The sequence below is a fragment of the Flavobacterium praedii genome (assembly GCF_026810365.1).
Classification (GTDB): domain Bacteria; phylum Bacteroidota; class Bacteroidia; order Flavobacteriales; family Flavobacteriaceae; genus Flavobacterium; species Flavobacterium praedii.
Genome location: NZ_CP113948.1, coordinates 3356718 through 3382683, shown reverse-complemented (window position 1 = coordinate 3382683; position 25966 = coordinate 3356718). Strand labels below are relative to the sequence as shown.

Sequence of the window (25966 nt, the reverse complement as noted above, 5' to 3'; positions counted from 1 at the left end):
CTCTTACGTTTTTATTTCTTATTAAAAATTTCAATTGAATCATCTAACACATAAAAAATGTTTTGTGTGGCTGGATCAATTTCATAAACGGGGTGATTGTTTTTAAATATTAATTTATCAACTTCAACTCCGTCTGATTTTCTAACTTTTACTAGCATTTTTTCACCAGTTTCGGTTTTTGCAAAAATATAGGCAAAATCTTTATTTTGTTTCATCGCATTAAAACGAGATCCAAATTTTTCGGCTACCATTGCCATTGCACCAGCTCCAGCAGCAGCAGCAGCAGATTGATTTAGTTTTGCTTTGTCTTTTTGTTTTACTACAGATGTAGTTTCGTTACCATCGGCATCACGAGTAGTCATAGTCCATTCAGAACCTTGAATTCCTGTGGCTACAGATGTGGCTCCCAATGCAAAACTAGCTAACATTGCACCTCCTTTTATAAACTGTCTTCCAGTTTCACCCGGTTGACTGTACGTAACATGATATTTTATTGTTCCATCAAGTGCAACACCCATTACTTCTACAGGTCCAGAAAGCGCAACTCCCCAAGGAAACATTTCGATACTGTTTAATTCTTTCTCTCTTTTGATATTCACTTTTGCAAAGGGCTCTGGTTTATCATCAATTGTTGGATTGAATTTGTATAATTTCTCGTCATTATATACTAAGTACGAATTGGTTAATTCATCAAAAGTTGGTAAAACTGGACGATCTTTATTAAACTGTATGTTACGTTTCCATAATTTTTTACCCGTTTTGTAATCTACCATATTCCCATAAGTTCCAGTAAGATACATTACTTTTTCTCCCACTTTTCCTAAGTAGAAAATAGGATCTTCTTTGTCATCTGCAATTTCAATAAAGTTTTTCCAAAGTTTTTCTCCGTCTTTGTTGATCAACATCATTTCATTTTCGGCAACATACAAAAAGTCTTTATCGATAGGAATCACTTTTTTCAATCCATCTCCACGAGCATCTTTTTTCCATATTTTTTCACCTGTTTTTAGGTCGAAAAAGTTAAATCCTCCGAAATGCGCTATCAATAATTTGGTTCCCCAATCTTCAAGATAAACTACATATTTTGTTTTTATAGACTCTTTCCAGATACTTTTTCCAGTTTCAGTACTCAAAACATTTAGGTACTCTTTTGATGAAAATGTTCCAGCAGAATTAATTACAACAATATTATTATCGTTTTGAGTTGGGAAAAATTTAGTATATTCTTCTTCGGCTTGCCAATTTAATTTTCCTGATTCTCTATTAAAAGAATATAGTTTTCCGTATAATAGGTAATAAATTGTAGCTCCATTTACCTGAGCTTTATTGATAATTGATTTTAGAGACAAACTAAATATAGATTTTGCTTTATCAACAGCAGTTTTCCACTTGATACTTCCTGTTGACATATCTATTAAGGCAATATTCATATTCCCTTTTTCTCTTACAGTGATCAAATATTCATTCGTTTCAGGAAGAAAATCAGATTGTACAACCCAAAAAGATTCATTGGATGAATTGTAAACTATTTTTCCAGTATCAGTGTTTATGATTAAGAATTTAGAATTGATATAAGCTTCTACATAAGGGCTATTAGGAACACTTTTTAATTCTTTTTTTTCTTTAAACATCTTGTCAAAATCGCCATCCCCTAAAATTTCCATAGTTGATGGATTTCCATAATCCTCTTTGGTTAATGTCCATACTACTTTTTTGGTTTCAGCATCTATCCCGCTAATTTTTCCACTTCCTTTAAACACAATAATTCCAGTAATTTCGTTTTGGACCAAATCTGAGATATTGCTATCTGTCTTAATAACTTCATCGAAACTTCTTTGTGAAAACACCGATATGCTGACAAATAGAATCAGCAACATTGAAAACTTCATTTTTTTCATTTTGTTGGTTTTTTTAAATAACTTTTGGTTTGTTTTTTCTATTAAAATGCAATAAATTCACAAAAAAAGTAATGCATTTTGATTGAAAGCAAATATATAATTTTATATTTATTTTAAGAAAAAACTTCTTTCAAAACATCCAAAGATTTTAAAATAATCTATTAATTTAGTGACGTTTTTTTAAAAATTTCCAATTATCTCAAATTCTTTTTTCTTCTCTTTACTTTCAGAAACTCGTTTCAAAAAATATTTTAATTCATTTGTCAGAGGCAATTGATTTTGATTACTCCAAAAATCTTCTGAATAAGAGAATTTCGCTTTGAATAGATCTTGGTCAACAGAAAAATTTGAATTTATATTTTCATTTGTTGGACTGTTTGTTGTGAAATAATCCATCGCAAGCTTATAATAAAATGTTTTCTCTATTTTTTTATCGGCTAGCACTTCTACTTCGCTATCAAGTTTGGAATTACTCAAATAATATTTATTTAAAGTTGCGCTTTTGGCAAACTGTATAAGTCTATTATATTTTACTGTCCTGTATTGTGTTCCCAAAAGCATTATTTTTTTATACGGTACTACCTCCGAATTATCAAGCATTGAAATATAGAATTCAATTATTGCATAATCATTACGATTAATAATAAAGTACCCTTTCATAATTTGTCCCCATCCATCTTTCTCATTTGCCTCAAATTCAATTTTTTTATAGTTACTATCATTATAAACTACTTCCTCAAAAGTGCATTTATCAATTGCAGGAAATGGTGGCGTGAAAAATTCATTAAAATCAGGAAATTTTAAATCTACACGGTTTTTTTTCTCAAAAAGGCTTATTTTCCTCATATTCAAAATATCAATCTTTGTCTTGTCTTTTTGGCTGTTGTTTTTATTTCTTTTACCGTAAACATCTTGTAACTTAACAATTGTATTGTCGTTCTTTAAAACATTTCTTAAAAAAAAGTTTGAGGTGTAATTTGGAATAGAATTTTCACCCATTTTATCATATACTTTTTTCATAAATGGATCTAGGTTAGACACAACAACTTCCTTCAATTCAAACGTTTTAGCCTGCATAAAAATGGTGTCCAGCTTTTTTATTTCTTCAAAAGTTGTTTTAATCGGAATGTAGCCTAGTAAATTAAAATTGATTTCGTTATTGCCAGAAACAAAAGAAAATAAACCATCTTCATTCGTTGCAGAATTATCACTCTCATTAAATATATTTACATTCCCCAAAGGTAACTTAGTCGAGATATCAACGATTATATTGCTGGTTCGCAAAGTTTGCGATTGCATAGAGAAACAAATAAAAATGACAAAAAATAATCTTAAAGAAAAAAGTCGCATAAACCAAATATGTAAGAATTAGAAAGCGAAAATAAACTATTTTCTTATACTTATAACTTCTTAAGTACTTATCTTTTTTACTTTCAATTCAACTATAAAATGAACTGCATAAAACTTAAACAATCAAGAAAAAACTTCTTTCAAAACATCCAAAGATTTTGGTCTTTTGAATCCGTCGAGATGAAAACTGTAATAATCGATTAAAATTTTCAAAAGCAATTGTCTTTCTATGACATGAAACGTTTTTTGGTCGGTGTCGAATTTCAATTGAATTAGTTTTTTAAACAATTGGCTTTCATGTTCACTAAGGGAACTAATGGCATGAAAAGGAGCGAAAACTCCTTCGGTCATTTCGAAAAAAGGCATATCCATATCCGAAGTGTCTGGATAAAAACCAAGGTACTTTGAGGTTTCCAGCATTAGAATCAAATGAAAATTGGCAATTTCATCGTGTTGGTCCAACCAATGCAAAGCTGTTTCTAGAAAAGTAAACAAGGATTCGTTTTTTTCTTCCTCATGTATTGAATGGTTTAAAATTTCGGAAAGAAACATCACCATGGTACTTTTGTAAATATCGGAATGGATGGAATGAAAAGGAGACGAAATTTTTACTTCTTTGAAGTTTTCTAAAGTCCCTTTGTTTTTATGAACCGCTTCAATTTCGATGATCGTCAAAGGTTGAAAATAGGCCATTTTTTGACTCGCCTTTCGAGACGAAAAAGCATCCCGAACAAAATAAGATTTCAGTCCGCTCGATAAGGTAAAACATTTTACAATCAAGCTTTTCTCTTGAAATTTTAAAGACGAAATGACTATGGCTTTGGTTTTAACTAGCATTTTGTTGGGTTATGTGTTATACGTTATCAGTTATACGGCTCACTGATCACTAAAAAACTGAACACTGAACACTACCTTATAATCATCACTTTTTTGACTTTGGTTTCTACGCCATCTTGAGCAGAAACAAAAATCATATATACTCCCGATGCTACTTTGTATTTTCCAAAAGCAGTTGTGTCCCATTCTAAAGTTCCACCTTCGGTAGTCGCTTCATAAACCAGATTGCCTGCCACGTCTGTAATTTTTACATTGGCTTTATTGAGTAATCCGTTAATTTTTACAGTACCTTCATATTCAGGGCGAACGGGATTGGGATACACATATACATTACTCAGGTCATTACTGGCCGTTGTTGCAATTCCTTTGAAAGAAATCAATCCTTTGGAAGTCGCTATAAAAACGGCTCCTGTACTGCTGTTGATACTAATATCGTTTATTACATTACTCGGTAATGGCGAATTGTCTGTCGTAAAATGGTACTTGGTTTCCTGACCATTGGGTGACACCATAAATACACCTGCATCGGCAGTTCCTATCCATTTATAATTCGCTCCATCAACTTCTATGTCGGTTATAAATTGTTCGTATAACAATTCTTGAGCCAAATTATCTTCCAAAATAATAATGCTTTGGGTTGTCAACTGGCTCTCGGTTTGAAAACTATTTACGTTTGATAAAACCCTTAACCCTTTTGTTGTTCCTATCCAAAGTTGGTTTTTGGTGTCTACAGCAACTGCTCGAACATCTTGAATCGGTAAATTTCCTTGGTCTGTGCCAAAAGTGATTTTCTTGAAGGTATTGCTGCTTTCATTAAATCCGATTATACCGTTTTTATTGGTTGCCATCCATTTTGTACCATATTTATCGATGACCATAGTGGCAAAATCATTGCTATTAAAGTCCGATAATATTTTATCCATGGCATAACTTTTCCATTGCCCACTAGAGCTAAGCATTTTTAAACCATTGGCAACCCTGCAATTCGTCACCCATAAATTACCCGATTTATCAAAGGCAGAACCATTGATCCTGATATCAATATAATTAGGATCTGGCGGACTGATAGCTAATGATTCTAAACTACTATTGGATTTATTGTATAAAATTGTTGGGATATCATTTTCAATTTTTAACAAACCCGAGAAAAATGAACTGGCGTACACATTATTCTCATTGGTTGGATTGATTGCAATTCGGGTCATCGATTTGGCTCCAAAAACTGAATCATAAGGAATATTCAACCAACCCGAAGTACTGTATTTACTGATTCCAAAATCATCCAATGGATAAGGATTGTAAAAAACATCATAATCACCATATACAGTCCAAAGTTGTGTTGGAGTCACTTGCAACGAGAAAATATTGTTGCGGGAAGGCCCAATTGGTGTTATATTTTCATAGGTTGATGTGGACAAAAGCGAAGTCGTAATCAATCCGTTTGCGGTTGTACCAATATAAATCGTATCCTTTATTATCGTTGTACTGCTAAAACTTGAATTTATTTCTGAAATTTGGTTTCTGTTAATTTGCCGTTGCAATACCATTTGATTGTTATAAATAAAGATGTTATAGGCTGTCGTTATGATAAAGTAATCGGTAGTAGAACGAAAATTAGTGATTACTTCCGCCAATGGCAAAAAACCAATAAACGTATTGGAACCCGAATCGTATTTATGAACGTAACCTACTGAATTTACTGCATATAAATCGGTGCCAAAAGCAGTGATCCCTGACCAATCACCTGCGGTTGTCACTTGCCATTGTTTGAAATCGATTAAATTAGGATTGGCGGTATCCCCTTTTCGAATTCCGCTCGAAGTGGAAGCAAAAATAACTCCATTGAAAACTGTAGTTTGAGTTACCTTTATTTCGGATCCATTGTCACCAATAAAATAGGTGTCTCCAAACTTGGACGTGGCCAAATTGAATTGCACGATTCCAAAGTCTGTTGCAACATAAACAATTCCATTAAATTCATCAAAGTTATTGATTCGCTTAATGTTGGCAGGTAAATTTTTATTAATAATATCGACCACTTTGAGCATCGATCCATCGGCTTCGTTGATGACCATGAGCAATCCATTCTGATAGCCAACAATCGTTTTGTTAAAAGTTGGACTGTAATAAAGTGCTGTAATGGTTTCACCTGAAAGTCCATCAACAGTTGTGGTGGTTTTTATGCTATTTGTATTGCTGTCTTTGGAAAACAGTACATTCTCGGAAGCAGCATAAATAGCAGTTGGCGATTGAGATAATGCTTTGATTTGGGTAAAAGAAAAATAGCCTTGCCAAGACAAATTACTTTGGGCAAAAGTGTTTTGTAATACGAATAAAAAAAGTAGGTATAAAAGCCTTTTTTGCATGGAATGGATATTGATTCACAAATATAGTACAAAGGAAAGAAATAAAGATTCTGGAATAATGATTCTCGGTTAAACGCATTAGTTTAACCCGGATTCAGCATTAGACATTATTACGCAGAGTCACACGAAGAATCACAAAGTTTTTTAAGCTCCATTCAATGAATTCGATTTCCCTTTGCGTGTCTTTGCGAATCCTTTGCGCATCTTTGTGATATTTTTCCTATTGAGGAGTCTCCGTTTAAAAAATGACTGCTGATGGTTTTAGGAGATTTTGTACCTATCCAATCTTAGAAAAATTTAACTAACATTTTTTCGTATGCTTTTCTTTGTCCACCTCGGAAATAAACGTGGCCACAAAAAGTGTAACCCAACTTTTCGAAAATTTTAATCATGGCAAAGTTGTCAAAATTTGTGTCTGCTTTTATACTATAAATATTATTCTGGCGAGCAAAGTCTTCTATATGTTCCATCATTTTTTGGGCACAACCTTTCCCTAAATAAGCCTCGGAAATAGCCACACGATGAAACACAACAAAATCATCATTGGTCAACCACTTTCCTTCAATTTTTGCATATTCAGGTTCATCATTGATCAATATGGCGCAATAACCAACTATTGTTTCTCCATCGGTCAATACAAATCCTGTCTCTTTTTCAATATCTTTTTGTACCACATCGGGGTTTGGATAACCATCCTGCCATTGATTACTTCCGTCCTTTTTTCTCCTTTCTATAGCCAATTGCAAAATAGCCCATATTGAAGGGATTTCAGCTATTTTGGCTTTTCTAAAGTGGTATTCCATTAGTGTAATTTATTTATTTATACAATTGCAGTAACTATCTAGTGCTGCAAAAAGAGGTTGGGATTAATTAAATCCACCGAAAACTGAATGAACACATACATCTTCATAACTTACCTGTACTGTTCTCAAATATATTCAATAATACTTATAATTTCTTGAAAAATTTTTGAATATGTGATTTTACTTTTGGTCTTAAAAAAATATAAATATCTCGTTTTCCTTGAAGTTGTGGTGTTCGCGAAAGGGATAGGAACTAGCTACCGAAGTAGCGTGGAGAGCCCGACCGCATTATGGAAAGTGGGCGAATAAGCGGGGTCTAAAGTTGCCCACTTACTATAATGGGGTTTCGCCCAGAAATTTTAGATTTTAGACTGCAGAGTTATGATTAACAATTTTTGAATTCAGTTCGCTATAAGCACAAAAAAATGCCTTTAATCTTTACAGAAAAAAGGCATTTCAATATATTTATATTCTGAAGTCAAAAATTATACTACTCCTTGAGCAAGCATAGCATCGGCAACTTTTACAAATCCTGCGATGTTGGCTCCTCTTACGTAGTCTACATAACCTGCGGCATCCGAACCGTATTTCACACAAGATGCGTGAATGTCTTTCATGATGGTTTTTAGTTTTTCGTCTACTTCTTCTGAAGTCCAGTTTAAACGCAATGAGTTTTGTGACATTTCAAGTCCTGAAGTTGCAACTCCACCAGCATTTGATGCTTTTCCTGGAGCGAATAAGATTTTTGCTTTTTGAAAAACGTGAACTGCTTCTGGCGTAGAAGGCATATTTGCTCCTTCGGCAACACAGATACATCCGTTGGCCACAAGAGTTTTGGCTTCGTCTTCGTTTAACTCATTTTGAGTCGCACATGGCAAGGCTACATCACATTTTACTTCCCATGGACGCTTACCTGCTACATATTTGGCATTTGGATATTTGGCAACATAATCGCTAATTCTTCCTCTTAACTCATTTTTGATTTCCATTACGTGTGCTAATTTGGTAGCATCAATTCCGTCTGCATCGTAGATATATCCAGCAGAATCAGACATTGTTACTACTTTACCACCCAATTGAGTTGCTTTTTCAGCAGCATATTGTGCTACGTTTCCAGAACCTGAGATTACAACTGTTTTACCAGCAAAACTTTCTCCTTTGGTAGCCAACATACTTTGTGCAAAATATACATCTCCGTATCCTGTAGCTTCTGGACGGATTAATGAACCTCCAAACGAAATTCCTTTACCGGTTAAAACTCCAGTAAATTCGTTTCTAAGTCTTTTGTATTGACCAAACATGTATCCAACTTCTCTTCCACCCACTCCGATATCTCCTGCAGGTACATCGGTGTTGGCACCAATGTGTTTCGACAATTCAGTCATAAAGGCTTGACAAAAACGCATTACTTCATTATCTGATTTTCCTTTTGGATCAAAATCGGCTCCACCTTTTCCACCACCCATTGGCAATGTAGTCAAGCTGTTTTTGAACGTTTGCTCGAAAGCCAAGAATTTCAAAATACTTAAATTTACTGATGGATGAAAACGGATTCCTCCTTTATATGGTCCGATAGCCGAGTTCATTTGAATACGGTATCCTCTATTAACTTGTGTATCACCTTTATCGTCTGTCCAAACTACTCGAAACATTATGATTCGATCTGATTCGACCATTCTTTCCAAAAGCATTTTGTTTTGGTATTTCTTGTTTTCTTCGATAAAAGGAATTACTGTTTCAGCAACTTCTGTAACAGCTTGCATAAATTCCGGCTCGTTCGGATTTCTTTTGGCAACTAATTCGATAAAATCTGTAATACTTTGTGACATGATTATTAAATTATAAACGTTTCAAAAAACGCTTCCGTTAGTTTTGCAAAGATACATCTTCTTTAAATATTTTAACTTTTTTTTTGATCATTTACTACAAAATTATCTTTTTATTAATCATTTATAATAAATTCAATATATGGCCCATGTATTTTACGAAATCGATGTAGTTTTCGTAATGAATCGATAAAAACCTACTGTTTTTTAAATATTTGAGAATAATAATTTGAGTGCACATAGTTTTTATATCTTTGCGCCATTTTGAAAAATAACCTACTATGATCAAACACAAACTATTAGTAATCATTATCCTATTTGGATGTATCGTTCCAGCTTTCCCCCAATCTGGAATTGTACACGAAGTTGGAGTAATTACTGGCCGCGTCGAATTCCGGTCCGATTATGGGCAACGTGACAATACCCAAACCAATTTAAACAATATGGGCTTTGGTATTGCAATTGTCGATTATATGAACTTCTCGTACAACGACAATGAGAACATCTATTTTAAAGAACATTTCAAATTAAGATCCGAATTATCTTATAGCAAATCAAGTTTGAAGCACTATGGCGAATGGATCAAAAAAAATTCCATTGGATCCAAGCAGCTCGAAGCGATGAGAGGTACTACTCAATTAATTAATTTAGGTTTCCAACTGGAATATTTCCCTTTGCATATTCATGATTTTGAAAATACAATTGGAAGTTTCGCGCCTTATATAGGATTGGGAGCTCAAATGAGCTATTATACAGCGACTGCGACATCGACTATGGGAGAATTAGGAAATGCGACTACTACTCACCCTAAATATTTGGTTCCATCTGAAGGTCGTCCTCATGGCTTTTCTAATGAAAGTAAAGCCGTTCTTTCGGAAACTGTAAATATCGGAACACGATATAAATTAAATAGAATGTCGGATCTTGTACTTGATCTAAGAGTTCAATATTTCAATTCAGATTGGGTTGATGGTCTTAATCCAAATAAAGAATTGTATCTAGAAAATAAACAAAATGACTGGCTAACATTTGTTGGTGTGGGTTATATCTATTATTTAGAATACTAGACAAAATAGTTCAAAAAAAATCCCAATTTTATTCGTTTAATAAAATTGGGATTTTTTTTACACCTTTATTCTAATGCCTGAATCAAGTCGGCAATCAAATCATCAGCATCTTCGATACCAACACTCAATCGTACCAAATCGTCTGTGATTCCAATTGCTTTTCTTTTGTCCTCCGGAATTGATGCATGCGTCATTAGTGCTGGATGATTGGCCAAGGATTCAACTCCACCCAAAGATTCTGCTAGAGTGAATACTTTTAGTCTTTCTAGAAAATCAATTGCTTCTTCTTTTTTACCTGAAACAAATGTAAACGAAACCATTCCTCCAAAACCGCTCATTTGTTTTATCGCGATTTCATGATGTGGATGACTCGGCAATCCTGGGTAATAAACTGTTTTTATTTTGGAGTGATTACTCAAAAATTCAACCACTTTAGCGCCATTTTCACAGTGCCTTTGCACTCTTAAATGCAGGGTTTTTATACCTCTAAGTACCAAAAAACTATCCATTGGCCCCAAGGTCGCTCCCGTAGCAAATTGCTGAAAATGCAATTGGTCTCCCAAAGCTTCGTCTTTTACAATCAAAGCACCAGCAATTACATCTGAATGCCCTCCTAAATATTTAGTGGCCGAATGCATAACAATATCAGCTCCTAAGTCCAAAGGCTTTTGTAGATAAGGTGTTGCAAAAGTATTATCAACAGCAAAAAGGATATTATGCGCTTTGGTAATTTTGGCAATTTCTTGAATGTCGGCCAATTTCATTAAAGGGTTTGTTGGTGTTTCTACCCAAACCATTTTGGTTTTCTTAGTAATCAACTTCTTGAATTTATCCAAATCATTCATATCGACAAAATGAAATACAATTCCGCTATCTTTATAAATACGGGTAAACATTCTGTAGGTACCACCGTATAAATCATCCATAGCGATGATTTCGTCACCCGCTTTAAACGATCTTAAAATACAATCCGTAGCGGCCAATCCTGATGAAAAAGCCAATCCGCGTGTTCCGTTTTCGATACTCGCCAAAGCATTCTCAAGCGCTGTACGTGTAGGATTTGCGGCTCTACTGTATTCGTAATCTGGATTTAAAGGCTTTCCTGGACTTGTTTGTACAAAGGTCGAGGTTTGGTATACTGGAGGCATTACCGCTCCTGTACTTGGATCATGATGTTGTCCACCATGAATAACTTTGGTATTGAATTTCATTTGGATTTTTGTTTTTTAGTTAGTTCTTAGCTAACCTCTTTTTTATAAATTGACCTGCAAAGTTAAATAAACTTTCTGATGCTCATCATAATTCCAATATGCAAGCCTTCGTGAAAGTTATTAAATTCAATTGCTCCTTTTGTGCTTTTTAAAATATACCCCGTAGAAGTTGGATATTCTTGATAATTCACAAAAATTCCGTTTTTATAATCAACTTCTAATTGGTCTATTGTTTGAAATAACAATGCTTGGATTTGATTGGCTTCTTCTTGTGTCACATCGTGTTCCGGTTTGGTACCCTTACGATATTTTTCAACCATCTCATCAGACACCGCCATTGGCAAACCTGATAATTTATAAACTAATAATTGTTGCGTCACCACAATATGACCTAAATTCCAAATTAAATTATTACTGAATCCATCTGGAATTTTATTCAGTTGTTCTAATGTGTAATTTTCAAAATAAGAACTCAACATTTTTCTGCCTGTTCTGTTTACTTCAAATGTATCTTGCATGATTGTAATTTTTGCATAAAATTAAACATTTTAAGTGTCAAATGATTTCCTTTGCATTCAGAAAAAAGAAAAAAATGAATAAAATATACTATCTCGCTTCTTGTGACACCTGCCGCAAAATTATAAAATCACTACCAAAAGATCATGATTTGGTTTTTCATGACATCAAACAAAACCCTATTACTATTGAAGAACTAGAGGAAATGCATCGCCTTTCAGGGAGTTACGAAGCCTTGTTTAGTAAAAAAGCACAATTGTATAAATCGATGGATTTAAAAAACAAATCCCTTACCGAAGCCGATTACAAAAAATTCATACTAGAGCATTATACCTTCTTGAGTCGTCCAGTTTTTATCATTAATGAAAAAATATACATTGGCAATACACAACAAAATATACTTCAAGTAATGAAAGCCTTGGTGTAAAAAAGAAAGGATTACTCTGGGGTCAAAACAATATACAGTGACTTAACTCTAAATTACGACTGAACACTGAACACTTTTTTCTTTATCTTTACACTCTAAATTTCAATGTCATGAGTTTACAAATCATTCAAAACGAAAAAGGAAAAGCTGCGGGAGTTTTTATTCCTATAAAAGAATGGAAACAGATGAAAGCAAAGTATAAAGATCTGGAAACTTGGGATGAACCAGAACAAACCGAAGAAGAAATCCTAAACAACATCCGCCAAGCTGTTGAAGAAATGAAGTTGATAAAAGCTGGTAAACTAAAAGGAAAACCCGCAAGAGAGTTGCTAGATGAGCTATAAAATAATCGCTATCCCAACATTTGATAAAGAACTAAAATCATTGTCAAAAAAACATCGCTCAATTCCAAAAGACTATGAAAAACTTTTGGACGACTTGGAATCAAACCCCAAAAGGGGTGATGAAATTCTTCAAAATTGCTATAAAATCCGAATGGCAATTGCTTCCAAAGGGAAAGGTAAAAGTGGTGGTGCTAGAGTAATTTCTTATATTTATATTCAAGAAGAAACGGTTTATTTACTTTCTATTTACGACAAATCCGAGCACACTTCAATTTCTGATGCTGTTATTCGGGATTTGATAAAAAGTCTAGATTTAGATTAAAAGACCCAACCTCAACTCTTCTTCGAAATAGATGGAGATTTAAAATAATCAAAACCCCAAATTTAGTAATGTCTAAAAGAAATCTTGCCTTAATTGGCGCCACTATAGTTTCTATAATTTACGGCATCACTTTTACCATTGCCAAAGATGTAATGCCAAAATACATCGATGCCTACGGATTCATCCTTATGCGCGCTGGAGGTTCCATGCTTTTGTTTTGGTTGGTTTGGCTTTTTATGCCTAAAGAAAAAATTGCACTGAATGATTTTCCTCGAATAATTGCTGCTGCATTTTTTGGAGTTGCCTTTAATATGCTGACTTTTTTCAAAGGGTTAAGCTTAACCTCTCCTATTTCGGCCGCGGTCATTATGGTTTCTACACCAATGATTGTCTTGGTACTTTCGGCCATTATTATAAAGGAACGCATGAAAAAAAGAATGGTATTGGGAATTGTTCTTGGTTTGATCGGAACGGCATCTCTTATACTTTATGGAAAATCCATTGGCGATACTTCGCAATCTGGATTGGGCAACTTTCTGGTTTTGGTCAATGCTATTTCATATGGATTCTATCTGATTATAGTAAAGAAATTAATGAATAAATACAGTGCTTTTACATTTGTAAAATGGATTTATTTATTTGGTTTTGTAATGGTTTTGCCTTTTGGATGGAGTCAATTTTCAACTGTTGATTGGACTATTGTTCCAACAGCTATTTACTGGAAAATAGGTTTTGTGGTCGTAATTTCTACCTTCTTAACTTATTTGTTAAATTTACTTTCGATGAAAGAATTAAAACCAACCACAGTAGCCGTTTTCATTTACTTGCAACCCTTATTTGCCACCATTTTTGCCATTAGTTTAGGTAAAGACACCTTGAGTTTAGTTAAGATCGGTTCCGCTCTATTAATATTTACTGGAGTTTATTTGGTAACACAGAAGCCCCCTAACCCCCGAAGGGGGAATTTCAAGACTTCTTAATTCCCCCTTCGGGGGTTAGGGGGCTTTTTTTATTATCTTTACACACTTTTAGAAAACAATATGATACAATCGATGACTGGTTTTGGTAAAGCTACTTTGCAATTACCTTCCAAAAAAATTACAGTAGAAGTAAAATCTTTAAACAGTAAAGGTTTGGATTTAAATGTACGAATGCCTTCTCTATATCGCGAAATGGAATTGGGTTTACGCAACCAAATCGCACTGAAACTAGAAAGAGGTAAAGTAGATTTTTCTATTTTTATCGAAAGTACCGCTGAACAAACTTCGACCAAGGTTAATGTGCCTATCGTAAAAGCATACATCAATCAATTGAGAGAAGTATATGCCAATGCCGATGAAACCGAGTTGATGAAAATGGCCGTGCGCATGCCTGACACCATGAAAATTGAACGCGAGGAAATCGACGAAAATGACTGGGTACAAATTCAAACCGTAATCGAAGAAGCGTTACAAAATATTTTGAATTTCCGTAAAGACGAAGGTCAATCTCTAGAAAACGAATTTCAATTGCGTATCGGGAATATTCGTCAATATATGACCGAAGCTTTGGCACTGGATCCTGAGCGTGTTCAAGCGATAAAAGACCGTTTGCAAACTGCCATAACAGAATTGAAAGTCAATGTAGATGAAAACCGTTTTGAGCAAGAATTGATTTACTATCTAGAGAAACTGGACATCACCGAAGAGAAAGTACGTTTGACCAATCATTTGGATTATTTCCTGGAAACTATCAACGGAACCGAAGCCAACGGTAGAAAACTAGGATTCATTACCCAAGAAATGGGTCGTGAAATCAACACTATGGGATCGAAATCGAACCATGCGCAGATGCAAAAATTAGTGGTTCAGATGAAAGACGAATTGGAAAAAATTAAAGAACAAGTATTGAATGTACTATAAAGTTAACCTGCAAGTTTTTTTTTTAATCCTTGTAGGTTTCCTATTTTAAAACCATACCTACAAGGTTCAAAAAAACCTTGCAAGAAAAGCATAAAGCAATGAAGAAAGGAAAATTAATCGTATTCTCGGCACCATCGGGATCAGGAAAAACAACCATAGTTAGACATTTATTAGGAAAAGAAGATTTGAATTTAGAATTTTCGATTTCGGCAGCTACACGGGAAGCACGTGGCGAAGAAGTAAATGGCAAGGATTATTACTTTATGTCTTTGGAAGAGTTTAAAAAACACATCAAGGCCGAAGATTTTGTAGAATGGGAAGAAGTCTACAGAGATAATTTCTACGGTACATTAAAAAGCGAAGTAGAACGCATTTGGGCCAAAGGAAAAAACGTGATTTTTGATATTGACGTTGCAGGCGGATTACGCATCAAGCATAAATTTCCTGAGGAAACTTTGGCTGTTTTTGTTAAACCTCCAAGTGTTGATGAACTCAAAAGAAGATTAAAGGAGCGCTCTACCGAAAGTGATGACAAAATCAATATGCGTATTGCAAAAGCTTCAGTAGAACTGGCTACTGCGCCACAATTTGATGTAATTATCAAAAATTATGATTTACCAGTTGCTCTGGAAGAAGCGTATCAATTGGTGAAGAATTTTGTAAACAAATAAATTTAAAAATTGAAAGATTTAAAAATTAAATTCACTTTTCGTAATTTTTAAATCTTTCAATTCTTAAATCTTTCAATTAAACTCATGAAAATCGGACTTTATTTCGGAACGTTTAATCCCATTCATGTTGGGCATCTTATCATTGCCAATCACATGGCCGAACATGCCGATTTGGATCAGGTCTGGATGGTGGTTACGCCACACAATCCACTGAAAAAGAAAAGCACTTTACTCGATGACTATCACCGTTTACAAATGGTGCATCTTGCCACCGAAGATTTTCCTAAAATAAAACCTTCGGACATAGAGTTCAAATTATCACAACCCAACTATACCGTTCATACTTTAGCACATTTACAGGAAAAACATCCAGATCACCAGTTTTCCTTGATTATGGGAGAAGACAATTTAAAGTCATTACACAAATGGAAAAACTTTGAAGTGATTATGGCACACCATGATATTTATGTATATCCCCGCATTTCTTCCGAAACTGACACAAGCCTTAAAGACGAGCTAGTGCATCAAAATTCGGATTTGAAAAACCATCCCAAAGTACACATGATAGATGCTCCTGTTGTGGAAATATCTTCGACTTTTATTCGAGAAAATGTTAAGAGAGGAAAAAATGTTCAGCCTCTTTTACCTCATAAAGTTTGGGAATATATTGATCATAATAATTTTTATAGAAAGTAGTTAGATTAAAACTGCTTTTAATTCAGTTTCAATATCCTGAAAAATAGCACTCAAATTATCATTTTTTCCCGACAATAAAAACATATCGGTAGTGGGCATTTCTTTGCTGTCCCAGATCAATTGCAATTTATTTTCTTGGATCAAATTTTTCGCATTGATATTCCAGGTAACTGCAACACCTGTGTTTTTGCTGAGGATTTCAAGCATTTCATATTCGGATGGAATAATATAATTGGCTACCATCGAAGGTCTTTTTTTGGCAAAAACATGCAACCAAAATAATTTAATATGCGGAATTCCAGCATCATGACTGTACCATTTTTGATCGTTAAGCCAATTTTCAACGGAAACATAATCATTGATCTTACAATTTTGTTGGATGCTCGAAAGATCAATATTGTTTGAACCCACGATAATTTGTTTGATTTCACCCACCTTTTTTTGAAGCGTATCAAAAGTGTCAAATTTCTTGGTTACTATAGCAAAATCAAGTTTTTTGGAATTCACCAAATCAAACAGCGCATCATTAGTATGGAATGTAAAATCGATAAAATCAAATTTGGCAATCAATGCGCTCCCAATACTGCTCATTAAATGTCTGGAAATACCGACCGACAATAAACGATTGGCATTGAAAGCCTTAGCTCGAAAACCATTTTCTACATTTTCCAGTCGATCTAAGGCATCAATGATTAAATTATTGAGTAACTTAGCATATTCTGTCGGTTCAACCCCCTTGGACTTTCGATTGAAAAGTTTGTAACCCACATGTGCCTCCAACATCACTATTTGCTGACTTACTGCTGGTTGACTGATAAATAATTCTTTGGCAGCCAAAGAAAAATTTCCGTTTTTATACACCGATTTAAACGTTCGGTACCACTCTAGATTAACCATGATATAAATATATTTATCACAAACATAATTTAAATTATTTTTACTAATACCATATTCGCCATAAATTTGCAGTATCAAAAAATCAGTCATGAGGAAAATAACCGTATTAACAATTCTAGCATTAACCGTAAGTTGCTTTATAGCAACAGCACAAAAACAAAATAACAAAAAGATGAAAAAAGTATTATTTGTAGTTACAAGTCATGATCAATTGGGTAACACAGGAGAAAAAACAGGATTTTGGACAGAAGAATTGGCTGCTCCTTATTATGCATTGTTGGACCAAGGTGTAGCAATAGACATTGCCACTCCAAAGGGAGGACAACCTCCAATTGACCCAAAAAGTGCTGATCCAGCATCGGCAACCGAAGACACCAAACGATTTGATGCTGACACCGTTTTATTGGAAAAACTAAAAAATACCAAAAAATTAGCAGACGTAAATCAAGCTGATTATGATGCGGTTTTTTACCCAGGAGGTCACGGTCCACTTTGGGATTTGGTTGAGAATGCAACTTCTATTGCTTTGATTTCAGATTTTTATACTCATAAAAAACCAGTTGCTTTTGTTTGTCATGCACCAGCAGCTTTGAAAAATGTAAAGGTAAATGGCCAATTTTTGGTGAAAGGAAAAAAAGTAACTGGATTCGCTAATACCGAAGAAGAAGCAGTTGGATTAACTAAAATTGTTCCATTCTTATTAGAAGATGCATTACAAACCAATGGCGCAACTTATAGCAAAGTAGCCGATTGGCATCCTTATGCAGTAGAAGATGGTTTACTAATTACGGGTCAAAATCCTGCTTCGTCAAAATTAGTTGCTGAAAAATTATTAGCTCAATTGAATTCAAAAAAATAATTAAAGTTGCTAAGATGCCAAGAAGCTAAGCTGCTAAGATTTAAAAAACTTAGTTTCTTAGCTTCTCAGTAACTTAGTATCTCTTAAAAAAAACATCATGTTAAATTTCGAATTATACAATCCTACCAAATTGGTTTTTGGAAAAGGACAAATAGAAAAATTACCAACACTGATTCCTGCCAATGCAAAAATTCTTCTTGCATATGGTGGAGGAAGTATTTTTAAAAATGGAATCCACGAGCAAGTTCGCAAAAGTTTGGAAGGATATGAAATTGTTGAATTTGGAGGAATTGAAGCCAATCCACATTTTGAGACTTTGATGAAAGCCGTTGCAATCATCAGAGAACAAAAAATTGATTTTATTCTAGCTGTTGGTGGCGGAAGCGTTATTGACGGAGTAAAATTTATTTCGGCAGCCGTTCCTTTTGAAGGAGACCCAATTGATATTCTTAAAAAGAGAATTATTTTTAAAGAAGGATCAAATGTAATTCCGTTTGGTACCGTATTAACTTTGCCTGCAACGGGAAGTGAAATGAATTCGGGATCCGTGGTAACTATTGCTGCTACTCAAGAAAAATTAGATTTTGGAGGTGCGGCTTTATTTCCAAAGTTTTCAATTTGTGATCCAACGGTAATTGCTTCTTTACCAAAAAGACAATTGCAAAATGGAGTTGTAGATGCGTATACACACGTTCTCGAACAATATCTAACGTATGTACACGAAGGATATCTGCAAGATCGAATTGCGGAAAGTATTTTGCAAACCTTACTTCAAATAGGACCAGATGTAGTAGAAAAACCAACCGATTATGCTTTGGCTTCTAATTTTATGTGGAGTTGTACGATGGCATTGAACGGTTTGATACAAAAAGGAGTTCCAAGTGATTGGGCTACTCACATGATTGGTCATGAATTGACAGCACTTTACGGAATTGACCATGCCCGTACATTGGCTATTATAGGACCAAACTTATACAAAGTTATGTTTGAAACTAAAAAACGAAAATTAGCACAATACGGAAAACGCGTATTCAATTTAACGGGTACTGAAGAAGAAATTGCTTTGGCTGCCATAGATAAAACTGTAGCTTTCTTTCATACAATGGGAATGAAAACCTTGTTATCTGAAAATGCAGAAAATATCGAAAAAACAGCTGATTTTATAGTGGACCGTTTTGAGAAAAGAGGCTGGAAAGCTCTAGGAGAAAAGCAAAATATTACTTTAGAAAAAGTGAAAGAAATTGTAACGATGAGTTATTAATTGCTACAATAAAATAATACATAAAAAAAAGGCGTTCACTTAACCAACAAGAACGCCTTTTTAAAATACTAAAACAAAACTAACTAACTCAATTTTCATATTTAAAATTCTAAACAATTTATTTATAATCACTTACAACGTAAGTATTGTATTTATATTGTGTAAAATCTAAAAAAAATATAAATATTTTAATTTTTTAATAAAATATTTATATAGCCCCCTAAATTCTAGGCTTCGCAAAAAAAATTAATTTGTATTATTGGTATATTTTTAAGTACTTTTGATTAAATTTAATAAAAAAATGGCCGATAATTTAAAATTTGCAGTAATTGGTGGTGGGAGCTGGGCAACTGCTATAGCAAAAATGTTGTGCGTAAATCTTCCTGAGATTGCATGGTATATGCGAAATGATGCTGCAATAGAACACATTAAAACACACAAACACAATCCAAATTATTTAAGTTCTGTTGAGTTTGACAACGCAAAACTCAAACTTACCAATGATATAAACGAAGCGGTTGCATACGCAGATTATATTATTTTTGCTATACCGTCTGCTTTCTTAGATGGTGAATTAGCAAAATTAACTGTTTCCCTAAAAGACAAAATAATTTTTTCTGCCATAAAAGGAATTGTTCCTGAAACCAGTTTGATTGTTGGTGAACATTTTCATTTTCAATATGACATTCCGTATTACAATATTGGTGTAATTACCGGTCCTTGTCACGCAGAAGAAGTTGCTTTGGAAAGACTATCTTACTTAACCATTGCTTGTGGCGATCCTGCAAAAGCTTCGATTGTTGCCAAAAATTTATCAGGTAATTATATCAAAGCAAAAATTACTGATGACATTATCGGAACCGAATATGCCGCAATGCTTAAAAACATTTACGCCATTGCCGCTGGTATTGCACATGGATTAGGTTATGGTGATAATTTTCAATCGGTTATCATGAGTAATGCAATTCGGGAGATGAAAAAATTCATCAAGAAAGTGCATAAAATGAAGCGAAATATCAATGATTCGGCTTATTTGGGCGATTTATTGGTTACGGGTTATTCTGTTTTTTCGAGAAATAGAATGTTTGGTAATATGATTGGAAAAGGATACACAGTAAAATCGGCACAAATGGAAATGAGTATGGTTGCCGAAGGCTATTATGCCGTAAAAAGTGCTTATAAACTCAACCAAGGTTATGGAGCCAAAACACCAATAATCGATGCTGTTTATGCTATTTTATATGAAGGAAAAGAAGCTAAAACGGTATTTAAAAAATTGACTGAGGAATTGGATTAACACCTATTTTAATAAACATAAAAAGGCCCTATTTAAAATTTTTAAATAGGGCCTTTTGTCGTTTTGGGATACATCAAAAACGATCCTTGACAATCATTTTTTCAACATGACTTTGACCCTCAGAATCCATTATTTTTACAAAATAGAAACCATGTAATTCCAAAGGCAAATCCATTCTAATCTCGGTCTCGTTTTCAAATTTCTTTTCTAAAACGGTGATTCCTTGCATTGTTATTATTGAAACTTTAGAAATTAATTTTGTTGTAAATTCATTTCCTTTTTCATGTCTTAGGCTTACAAATACAACATCATTGACTGGATTTGGATACATTTTGACTACTACCAAATCATTCTCAACCGTTTTGGATTGAATCGTATTGATAACTTTGTTTGTTGCCAATGCAGCATCTTGATCAAATTGAATACTTGCCGTATTTACAATCTTAGTCTCCGAATTCAATCCCGCTATTGGTTGCACAGAAAACGAAATATAACCTTGCCCCTCTGAACTGTTTTCTATTGAAGAAGGCAAATTGATTGGATCCCAAGTAAATTTCACTTCTCTGCCTACAATTTCAGTTTTTACATTTTCATGACTTGATGCCATCACTTTTAAGGAATTAATATCCAATTCGGCAGACAATTCATCTACTATAATCACTTTTTGAGCAGGGAAATTTCCAACATTCTCAAATCGAATGGTATAATTTAAAACTTGGTCTGACAAAATATATCCTTCTTCTCCATATCCTTTTGGAGAAACCAAAATATCATTTGGATCGATGGCTCCATAAACCAAATAGGTTTGTTCAACAAGATTATTTAATGGTGTACAATCCGTATCCGGCGAAAGAATCTCTCCTTTAAATACAAATGTATTCCCGATTTGAACCGAAGCATCATTGCCATGAGAGAATGAAATTGTTTTGTTTTCGAACGCATTCAAATTACTTATGGACCATGAATATCTATTATAAGTAATCCCGTTTTCGACAAAGGATTGCTGTTGAGAATACGGTATCGATGGGTTTTGAATTGTAATAGCTGATGGTGCTACAAAATTCACTGTAAAGTTTTGTGCAACATTTCTGGTTTGGTTTGTTGCTACAATATTAAATTGTCCATTAGAATATCCTTTTCGTATCGCAGTTCCTCCCATACTCAATTTCAAATCTGAAGTGCTACAAACTGGAATCGCAGGAATTTCTATTACATCTGCAACATTGTAAGTTGTAAGATCTATTTCTTTTGCGGTTACTGAAGCAGACAAACCATTTTCTTCAAGTATGCTTAGATTACATTTTTTATCCGTACTAAAAAAGCTAAATAACCCATTGACATCTGAATAAACTTTACTATCCATTGGCATGATTTTTATACCTGCCCGAGTAATAATTGGTTCTTCTGCTTGTTTTTGTCCGTCATTATTTGTGTCAAAATAAACCAAACCATTTACTTTTTGCTGATACGGTTCCGTAATTTCAACTATTGAATTGATAGCTACATTTTTTACTATTTGTCTTATTCCGCTTGGCCATTTTACTTCAACTGAATCTATGACAGTTGTAGCTCCCAAACCAAAATGCTGGTTATAAGAACTCTGTCCTCCAAAACCGCTTTGACTGTTTATTTCTCTATATTGTATACCATTTGTAGTATGAGTACTAATTTTGGCTCCAATTGAAGATCCGTTACTAACTGTCGCTTTTAATTTGAATTCTACCCAATTGTTGGCATTTCCGTTGTTTACAAAAATGTGGTTTTTTTGATTCGAATGTGTGGCGACGGCTAAATCTAAATCACCATCATGATCAAAATCACTCCAAGAATGGCCAAATGATAATCCAAAATTAAACGTAATCATTTCACTTTGATCTTCAGTGAAATTTCCTTTGCCGTCATTAAAATACAGATATTTTCGACTTTTATCATTGGTTACAAACAAATCCAAATCACCATCATTATCAATATCAGCAAAGCTACAACCGTGTGAGCTTCCTCCTTGATTTACAACCGAATTTGAAATTTTTTCAAAACTTCCTTTTCCGTTATTTTTATATAAAAAATTAGTAGTACTATTTGAGTTGGTTACAAACAAATCCAAATCACCGTCATTGTCTATATCACCCCAACAGCTTCCTACAGATTTTCCGCCCTCGGCATTAATAACATTATTAGCTTTTGAAAATGTTCCGTTTCCATCATTATGAAATAAAGAATTATTTTTCCCAATTCCATTAGGAACAAATAAATCCATAAAACCATCTTGATCATAATCTGCCCATGTTGGTCCCAAAGAAGAATTGGCTTCTAGAGGGATTGCTTCGGTGGTGACTTTACTAAAAGTTCCATTGACATTATTTTTATGCAATTCATTGTATTTCGTTGGAAAATAATTGCACATAAACAAATCGACTTTGTTGTCATTATCATAATCTGCAAAAGTACCGCCGTGATAATAAGAAACGTCTTTAGTAAATGCTTTTGTGTTGTCTAAAACAAGAGTCCCTTTATCATTTCTATAAAAACTATTTGAAGTTCTTGTATTGTTCAATACCAATAAATCTGGGTCTCCATCATTATCTGTATCTGACCAAGTATTACTCATAGAAATTCCCGCTTCTGGTAGTACTTGTCCTGTTGTGAAACCTCCTTTTTTGTTATTCATGAAAATGGAATTGGGAGCCGTTAAATCTGTATCAGTTACAAACAAATCGTCCCAACCATCTGAATTAATGTCCACCCAACTTAATGTCCATGAATTTGTTGCATTCAAATTGAAAACGGTATCTTCAAAATGAGAAAAAATCAATTTTGAAGTGTTTCTTGTATTTACAGAAATAGAATTTGCAATAGTAGATTGTTGAATTTCATTATTTATTTTTCCTGTAATAATGGTTTCAATTGTTGCATTAATAGTTTGACTTAAAATCTCCCCATTATTTGCCCCGACTGTAGCAACAACAGTAGTTTCAACTGAGTAAACAGCGTTAGGTTCTAAGGTTTTAAGGTCGTTAAATACTACTTTAGTTTTGTCGGTAAGTTCTTGAATTTCTCCAATTGTGCTTTGATTATTTGAATCAATTATTCTAGAATCAATCACTTTTAATCCATCTTGAACAATAACTTCAATTAATGGTTCTGTAACTTCTGAAGTCGTAGTAATGACAGAAACCGCTTTTGCCTTTTCAGTAGGAATCAAAGTATTGTCATTTATGAAACCCGTTTGGGTAAACGAATGACCAAGAGAACTTCCGGTATAGCACATCCAATTGTCGTTGAAATTACTATTCATTACAGAAATATCAGCATCACTGGTCACGGATAAATAGGGTTTATCCGGACCCGAATTGGTTCCTGTACCGTTATAAATTGCCTTCCATTCCGCTAAACTTATGGAGCAATCGGCATAACGTTCTGGAAGAATTGTATAGGTTTTCTTGAACTTTTTCCCGTCGCTATTGGCATCTTTTATTGTTACCGTTGCACCATTTTTTGAAAACAAGTACAAATGCGAAAATTGACCTCCAAATTTTAAGCCTGTAAAAGGATCGACTGCATTTGCTTCGTTGCCTGGTGGCGGAATGTAGGCCAAGAAATTTTTTCCAGCCGAAGTTCCATTGTCTGAAGAAACCATAGTAGCCATATCGGAAGTTCCTGGAGAACCCGTTTCAAACCAATTCCCTTCAAAAACAGATACTTTTTTACCTGGACTGCAACTGATTCTAAAAACGGTATTGTATGAAACATTTCCATCTGTTCTTCCAACCCAGTCCCCTGCTTTTGATTTATTTAGGGTGAAACTTTTGACAGCAACCCAATTCCCATTGGAGTATCGATCCAATTTTATGGCATTCGAATCATCCCAACTTACAATTCGGATTTCTTGTTCACCCCCAGATTGATAAGGCACTCCAAAATACAGCAATTCACCTGAGGAACTACCATTAGATGTAGGTACATAACCACCCCCATCTCTTTCGTTTTGAAATAATGCTCCGTATTGAACCGTAATGGGTTTATTGGAAGTAACAACATACGTTTCGCCAGATATCATAACATTCTTCCCTTCGGCGGAACTGTAAATAAGGTCTTGCCCTATGTTTAAATTCTTACTGAAAATTAGAATTGGATTTTCTGAGTTTACATCCGTAAATCCGGTATTGGTTTTGGCTTGTGTAGAAATTTTATGAAACTGAACCTCTGTATTATCCTGATAAGCAAACACATTAATATCCCGATTTGAAGAACTAATCATTGGAGCATAAACTATGAATTTTTGTCCAATTGAACTTTTATCGACACTAGGAACCCAATCGTGTTGCCAATCGCTATTGGTACTTTGGGAAGCGTAGACTAATTTATTTGATTTAATAATAAAATAATCTCCATCCCATTTTAGAACTCCGCCAGAAGCATAACGGGCATCATCATTGATACCGTTGTCTTTGATGTACAGAATGTAACTTTGTCCAGCTTTCAATACACCCGTCTTACTATCATCGGTGTCACCATCAGCTCCATCATCAATAATTTCAAATTGGGTGTCATCATAAATAGCCGTGACTATTAGACAAACGTCCCTCTTTACAGCATCGTTGTTTGGAGAAAGATAAATTTGAAAATACGTAGACGGTTCGCCCGTAGCCAATATTTTACTTGTCGTTAAGAAGAGAAGTAAAAAATAAAATAAAGTTTTTTTCATGATATTTGATTTTACGAAAAATCAAAATCAATACTTGTGCCTAAATTACCATTTATAGTGTTTTCAAGGACTGCCAACTTTTTTAAAACAAAAAACTTTCCATATTTTGGAAAGTTTTATTAAATTTTAGAATATAAAGCGCTGTTTTTTAATACACTACCACTCCATCTACGAATAAAAGAGGTACTTCTTCTACTGCAGTTTCATTGATAGAATTGGCTTTGAAAATAAATTTTTTATCGTATAAGGTGTTGCCGATGAAATAAGTCACCATAAACTCATTGTTGAGTGCCAAAACACTTTTTTCAATCATTTCGATTTTTACTACCGAGACTGCTGGAACTTCTATAAAAGCGTGACGCAAAAGTGATGTTTTTTTCATTTCTCCGTCAATCGTACCAAAAGCTTTAGAAACTACCATTACGCTGTCCAATTGAAAATCACTGTCATTTATCAAATAGGCATACCATACTTTCTCCATAAAATCATCGCTCCATTCTTGAACGGCAGCAAGGAATACGTTTTCTACTTCGGGGATGGTGATGTCAGATTTCATTTGATCTTTGATTACAGATTAACGATTTTAGATTTTAGATTTAAACTTCTAAAATTAAAAAACGCTTGTATGTTTTGTTTTTTGCTTTCCTGCAAGGTCTTTTTCCAGACCTTGTAGGTGTTTGTCTTTTATGTAATTCCTACAAGGTTAAAAAAA

22 protein-coding genes are annotated in these 25966 nt (G+C 34.1%); 11 read left to right on the top strand and 11 right to left on the bottom strand.

Features of this window, described 5'->3' with window-relative positions:
* Positions 1 to 11: 11 nt before the first annotated feature.
* The 6 genes from OYT91_RS14325 to gdhA form a co-directional block, all read right to left on the bottom strand.
* Positions 12 to 1898 (bottom strand): BamB-related PQQ repeat family beta-propellar protein, encoded by a 1887-nt coding sequence (locus OYT91_RS14325; RefSeq protein WP_281238506.1) that lies wholly within the window; start codon positions 1896 to 1898, stop codon positions 12 to 14.
* 180 nt (positions 1899 to 2078) lie between these two features.
* Positions 2079 to 3197 carry a peptidase associated/transthyretin-like domain-containing protein gene (locus tag OYT91_RS14320; protein WP_281238505.1) on the bottom strand — a complete coding sequence of 373 codons (1119 nt, stop codon included), beginning with the start codon at positions 3195 to 3197 and terminating at the stop codon, positions 2079 to 2081.
* Between the two features lie 174 nt (positions 3198 to 3371).
* Positions 3372 to 4085 (bottom strand): DNA repair protein RecO, encoded by a 714-nt coding sequence (recO, locus tag OYT91_RS14315; RefSeq protein ID WP_281238504.1) that lies wholly within the window; start codon positions 4083 to 4085, stop codon positions 3372 to 3374.
* Between the two features lie 71 nt (positions 4086 to 4156).
* A complete protein-coding gene (gene porZ / locus OYT91_RS14310) occupies positions 4157 to 6451 on the bottom strand; it encodes a type IX secretion system anionic LPS delivery protein PorZ (RefSeq protein ID WP_281238503.1) in 2295 nt (764 codons plus the stop codon).
* A 287-nt stretch (positions 6452 to 6738) separates the two neighbouring features.
* On the bottom strand, positions 6739 to 7254 hold the full coding sequence (locus OYT91_RS14305) for a GNAT family N-acetyltransferase (RefSeq protein ID WP_281238502.1): 516 nt from the start codon (positions 7252 to 7254) through the stop codon (positions 6739 to 6741).
* Between the two features lie 485 nt (positions 7255 to 7739).
* Positions 7740 to 9083 (bottom strand): NADP-specific glutamate dehydrogenase, encoded by a 1344-nt coding sequence (gdhA, locus tag OYT91_RS14300; RefSeq protein ID WP_281238501.1) that lies wholly within the window; start codon positions 9081 to 9083, stop codon positions 7740 to 7742.
* Positions 9084 to 9361: 278 nt separating this feature from the next.
* On the opposite strand from gdhA, the gene OYT91_RS14295 reads away from it, so the two are divergent.
* Entirely contained in the window at positions 9362 to 10147 is a 786-nt protein-coding gene (locus OYT91_RS14295) for a THC0290_0291 family protein (RefSeq protein ID WP_281238500.1), read from the top strand.
* Between the two features lie 65 nt (positions 10148 to 10212).
* Here OYT91_RS14295 and OYT91_RS14290 read toward each other — a convergent pair whose 3' ends face one another.
* Positions 10213 to 11358 carry a cystathionine gamma-synthase gene (locus tag OYT91_RS14290; protein WP_269224248.1) on the bottom strand — a complete coding sequence of 382 codons (1146 nt, stop codon included), beginning with the start codon at positions 11356 to 11358 and terminating at the stop codon, positions 10213 to 10215.
* A 62-nt stretch (positions 11359 to 11420) separates the two neighbouring features.
* Positions 11421 to 11876: a DinB family protein gene (locus OYT91_RS14285; protein ID WP_269224249.1), complete on the bottom strand. Its 456-nt coding sequence runs from the start codon at positions 11874 to 11876 to the stop codon at positions 11421 to 11423.
* A 74-nt stretch (positions 11877 to 11950) separates the two neighbouring features.
* On the opposite strand from OYT91_RS14285, the gene OYT91_RS14280 reads away from it, so the two are divergent.
* The 7 genes from OYT91_RS14280 (at position 11951) to nadD (ending at position 16235) form a co-directional block, all read left to right on the top strand.
* Positions 11951 to 12301 (top strand): arsenate reductase family protein, encoded by a 351-nt coding sequence (locus OYT91_RS14280; protein ID WP_269224250.1) that lies wholly within the window; start codon positions 11951 to 11953, stop codon positions 12299 to 12301.
* 110 nt (positions 12302 to 12411) lie between these two features.
* Positions 12412 to 12645 (top strand): hypothetical protein, encoded by a 234-nt coding sequence (locus OYT91_RS14275; protein ID WP_269224251.1) that lies wholly within the window; start codon positions 12412 to 12414, stop codon positions 12643 to 12645.
* Positions 12635 to 12967, top strand: coding sequence for a type II toxin-antitoxin system RelE family toxin (locus OYT91_RS14270; RefSeq protein WP_269224252.1), 333 nt, complete (start codon positions 12635 to 12637; stop codon positions 12965 to 12967). The genes OYT91_RS14275 and OYT91_RS14270 overlap by 11 nt, the downstream gene beginning before the upstream one ends.
* 68 nt (positions 12968 to 13035) lie before the next feature.
* Positions 13036 to 13947 (top strand): DMT family transporter, encoded by a 912-nt coding sequence (locus OYT91_RS14265; RefSeq protein ID WP_281238499.1) that lies wholly within the window; start codon positions 13036 to 13038, stop codon positions 13945 to 13947.
* A 60-nt stretch (positions 13948 to 14007) separates the two neighbouring features.
* Entirely contained in the window at positions 14008 to 14868 is an 861-nt protein-coding gene (locus tag OYT91_RS14260) for a YicC/YloC family endoribonuclease (RefSeq protein WP_281238498.1), read from the top strand.
* A 98-nt stretch (positions 14869 to 14966) separates the two neighbouring features.
* On the top strand, positions 14967 to 15539 hold the full coding sequence (gmk, locus tag OYT91_RS14255; RefSeq protein ID WP_281238497.1) for a guanylate kinase: 573 nt from the start codon (positions 14967 to 14969) through the stop codon (positions 15537 to 15539).
* Positions 15540 to 15623: 84 nt separating this feature from the next.
* The gene (gene nadD, locus OYT91_RS14250; RefSeq protein ID WP_281238496.1) at positions 15624 to 16235 is read left to right on the top strand and encodes a nicotinate (nicotinamide) nucleotide adenylyltransferase; all 612 of its coding nucleotides are present in this window, start codon (positions 15624 to 15626) and stop codon (positions 16233 to 16235) included.
* Here nadD and OYT91_RS14245 read toward each other — a convergent pair whose 3' ends face one another.
* Positions 16236 to 17132 (bottom strand): LysR family transcriptional regulator, encoded by an 897-nt coding sequence (locus OYT91_RS14245; protein WP_349293205.1) that lies wholly within the window; start codon positions 17130 to 17132, stop codon positions 16236 to 16238. It lies immediately after the preceding gene.
* A gap of 88 nt (positions 17133 to 17220) precedes the next feature.
* Here OYT91_RS14245 and OYT91_RS14240 point away from each other — a divergent pair, with 88 nt between their 5' ends.
* From OYT91_RS14240 to OYT91_RS14230, 3 genes are all read left to right on the top strand, one after another.
* On the top strand, positions 17221 to 17991 hold the full coding sequence (locus tag OYT91_RS14240; protein WP_281238494.1) for a type 1 glutamine amidotransferase domain-containing protein: 771 nt from the start codon (positions 17221 to 17223) through the stop codon (positions 17989 to 17991).
* A gap of 97 nt (positions 17992 to 18088) precedes the next feature.
* Positions 18089 to 19252: an iron-containing alcohol dehydrogenase gene (locus OYT91_RS14235; RefSeq protein ID WP_281238493.1), complete on the top strand. Its 1164-nt coding sequence runs from the start codon at positions 18089 to 18091 to the stop codon at positions 19250 to 19252.
* Positions 19253 to 19553: 301 nt separating this feature from the next.
* Entirely contained in the window at positions 19554 to 20549 is a 996-nt protein-coding gene (locus tag OYT91_RS14230; protein ID WP_281238492.1) for an NAD(P)H-dependent glycerol-3-phosphate dehydrogenase, read from the top strand.
* 73 nt (positions 20550 to 20622) lie between these two features.
* On the opposite strand, the gene OYT91_RS14225 is transcribed toward OYT91_RS14230, so the two are convergent.
* Complete coding sequence (locus tag OYT91_RS14225; RefSeq protein WP_281238491.1) at positions 20623 to 25254, bottom strand: FG-GAP-like repeat-containing protein; 4632 nt, start codon at positions 25252 to 25254, stop codon at positions 20623 to 20625.
* Positions 25255 to 25402: 148 nt separating this feature from the next.
* Positions 25403 to 25810 (bottom strand): hypothetical protein, encoded by a 408-nt coding sequence (locus OYT91_RS14220; protein ID WP_281238490.1) that lies wholly within the window; start codon positions 25808 to 25810, stop codon positions 25403 to 25405.
* Between the last annotated feature and the right edge of the window lie 156 nt (positions 25811 to 25966).